The 2,737-nt window shown below is 70.9% G+C and carries 4 protein-coding genes; all 4 read right to left on the minus strand.

The features are described from left to right. A partial coding sequence (locus tag QQJ96_RS12595; protein WP_284332353.1) for an acyl-CoA dehydrogenase family protein occupies window positions 1-386 on the minus strand: 386 nt, incomplete at its 3' end. 4 nt (window positions 387-390) lie between these two features. Continuing rightward, window positions 391-2,028, minus strand: coding sequence for an AMP-binding protein (locus QQJ96_RS12600; protein ID WP_284332354.1), 1,638 nt, complete (start codon window positions 2,026-2,028; stop codon window positions 391-393). Then, window positions 2,025-2,270 (minus strand): phosphopantetheine-binding protein, encoded by a 246-nt coding sequence (locus QQJ96_RS12605; protein WP_284332355.1) that lies wholly within the window; start codon window positions 2,268-2,270, stop codon window positions 2,025-2,027. The genes QQJ96_RS12600 and QQJ96_RS12605 overlap by 4 nt, the downstream gene beginning before the upstream one ends. After that, the coding region (locus QQJ96_RS12610; RefSeq protein WP_284332356.1) for a hypothetical protein at window positions 2,267-2,737 on the minus strand (471 nt) is incomplete at its 5' end. The genes QQJ96_RS12610 and QQJ96_RS12605, both read right to left, overlap by 4 nt.

Genomic DNA, 2,737 nt, shown 5'->3' on the forward strand with positions numbered 1-2,737 from the left:
TCGGGCTCGCTGAGCGCGAACGCGCCGGCCACCGCGTCGCCGGAGATCAGGCGCGGCACCCAACGCGCGGCGAGCTCGGGGCTGCCGCGGGTCGCGATCAGCTCGCCGACCATGTTGGTGAGCGCGCACAGGACCGCGACCGAGGCGTCGCCGCGGGCGAGCTCCTGCATCGCGAGCGAGTACGCGATCGCGCCGGCGTTAGCGCCGCCGAACGCCGCGGGGACGGTGATGCCGAGCAGGCCGAGCGCACCGAGCTCGCGCAATTCCGCGGACGGGAATTCGCCATTCGCGTCGCGTGCGGCGGCTTCCGGCGCGAGCACGCGATCGGCGAATTCGCGCGCCGTGCGCTGGATCAACTGCTGATTTTCGGTCGGCGTGAAGTCCATATGTTTATGGTGGCGTGGCGCGCAATTGATCTTGCAATACGTACTTCTGGATCTTGCCGGTCGCGGTGAGCGGCATCTCGCCAACGACATGTACGCGATCGGGCCAGTACTGCACCGACATCCCGGCCGCGCGCAGGTGATCGCGGACCTCGGTGAGCGACGGCGCGTGATCGCGCGCGACGATCACCGCGCATACCCGCTCGCCGACCTGTGGATCCGGATCGGCGACGAGCGCGACCATCGCGACCTGCGGGTGCGAGGCAAGCGCGGACTCGACCTCGAGCACCGGTACCTTGTAGCCATTGCGCACGATCACGTCCTTGATCCGGCCGACGATGCGGATGCCGCCGCGACCGTCGTCGCGCACGAGATCGCCGGTGTCGAACCAGCCGTCGGCGTCGACCACCGCCGCGTACAGCTCGGGGCGTTGGAAGTAGCCGAGGCACTGGTTCGCGCCGCGCACGCGGAGGCGGCCGCTGCCGTCGGCGGCGCGGTCGGCGATCTGGACCTCCATCCACGCGCACGGCCGACCATCGCTGTGCGCCGGCCAGTCCGGCGGATCGTCGGGCGCGGTGAACGTCGCGCCACCGATCTCGGTCATCCCCCACAGCGCCTGGACTCGGACGCCGAGCACGTCGCGCACCGCGCCGATCAGGTGCGGTGGCACGGCGGCCGAGCCGGTGACGATCACGCGCAGGCTCGCGAGCGAGCACGGCTTGCGCCGGTACGCGTCGACGAGGCCGCTCACGTAGTTGGGGATCGCGTAGATGAAGCTGAGGTGGTGGCGCTCGATCAAGCTGAGACCGCGATCAGGATCGCCGAGGTCGGCGAACACCGCGGTCGCGCCGGCGTGGAGCGGGACGAGGAAGTTGTAGAGAAAGCCGATCATGCCGGTCATACCCGAAGGCGAGTGGACGACGTCGGCGGCGGTGATCTCGGCGCTCTCGCTGACCGCGCGCACGATCGCGTACAGCGTGTTGTACGCGTGGACGACGCCCTTGGGCTCGCCGGTGGTGCCGGAGGTGTACATGACGAGGAAGACATCGTCGGCGGCGGGGGCATGGCAATCGAGATCGGCGGCGGGGAGCGGCGGCGCGGCGACGAGCCAGGCGGCGAAGTCGAGCTCGCCGGGGTGGGCGCCGTCGAGGTCGATGAAGATGCGATGGCGAAGCGCGGGCAAGCTCGGCGCGAGCTCGCGGAGCAAGTCGCGGTGCGAAAACCGCATCCAAGTCGCGGGGCCGACGTACACCACGGCCTCGGTGCGCGCGAGGATGAACTCGACCTCGCGCCGGCGGTAATCGGCCGGGATCGGCGCGACCACGGCGCCGATCCGCGCGCACGCAAGCGCGGTGGCGGTGAACTGCCACCACGTCGGCAGCTGCAGCGCGACGATGTCCTCGCGGCCGACGCCGAGCGCGATCAGGGCGGCGGCGATGTGATCGACCTCGCGCGCGAGCTCGCTGTAGGTGATCGCGATCTCGTCCTTGGCGAACGCGCGCGCGGCGATCACGGCCGGCTGATCGGGCGTGCGCGCGGCGGCGGCGCGTAGATCGTCGACGAAGGTGGTGTCGCGCCACCAGCTGTGGGCGCGGTAGCGGGCGCCGTGGTGGTGGGCGGGCGCGTTGAAGAAGCGGGCGGTCATGTCGGGGCGACTCCTGCGTCGCGCTCGCGGATCAGCTGATCGCAGTGCGCGGTGACTTGTTCGAGCGTGTTGAACATCTCGCCGATATCGAGCTGCACGCCGAGGTCGTCGGCGATCCGGTTGGCGACCTTGACCGCGCTGAGCGAGCTGCCGCCGAGGCTGATGAAGTCGTCGCTAGGCTCGACGGTGTCGACGTTGAGGATCTGCATCCAGTACTTGGCGATGGTGTCCTGCGTGGTCATGGCGCGATGCTCCGGGTGCGAGTGTCGATGAGGGTGCGGATCCTCGCGCCGAGCGCGCTGGCGTGCGGCGGCGCGATCATCGACAGATGATCTCCGCCGGCGACTTCGACGTGTAAGGCGCCGCGGTCGCGCCACGCGTGATCGAGATGGGAGGTCGGGCTGCCCGGGAGCGCGTCGGCGGGCGAGAAGAAGTCGATCGCGCCGCCCCACGCCGGCGCGGTGTACGCGCGCAGGGCGCGGATGTTGTTCTCCCACACCGCGACGTGGCGGCGGCCGTGCGCGAGGCTGGTGAACGGCAGGGCGACGCCGGCGGCGTGCGCGGTATCGAGCGTGATCTGGAGTTGCTCGTCGAGCGGACGGCCGCGCAAGGCGTCGGCGGCGAGCCAGCGCCGGGTCTCGAGGTGGAACACGAGCAGGTCGGCGGGATCGGGCTGGGCGGCGGGGAGCGCGCCGGGGCCGGGCGAGTC

The organism is Dyella flagellata (genome assembly GCF_030160275.1).
In the GTDB taxonomy this organism is placed as follows: Bacteria; Pseudomonadota; Gammaproteobacteria; order Xanthomonadales; family Rhodanobacteraceae; genus Dyella_B; species Dyella_B flagellata.

Bases quoted from the DNA above. Each gene is read 5' to 3' on its own strand.
- QQJ96_RS12600 (WP_284332354.1), bottom strand. From the start codon at position 2,028: ATGACCGCCCGCTTCTTCAACGCGCCCGCCCACCACCACGGCGCCCGC.
- QQJ96_RS12605 (WP_284332355.1), bottom strand. From the start codon at position 2,270: ATGACCACGCAGGACACCATCGCCAAGTACTGGATGCAGATCCTCAAC.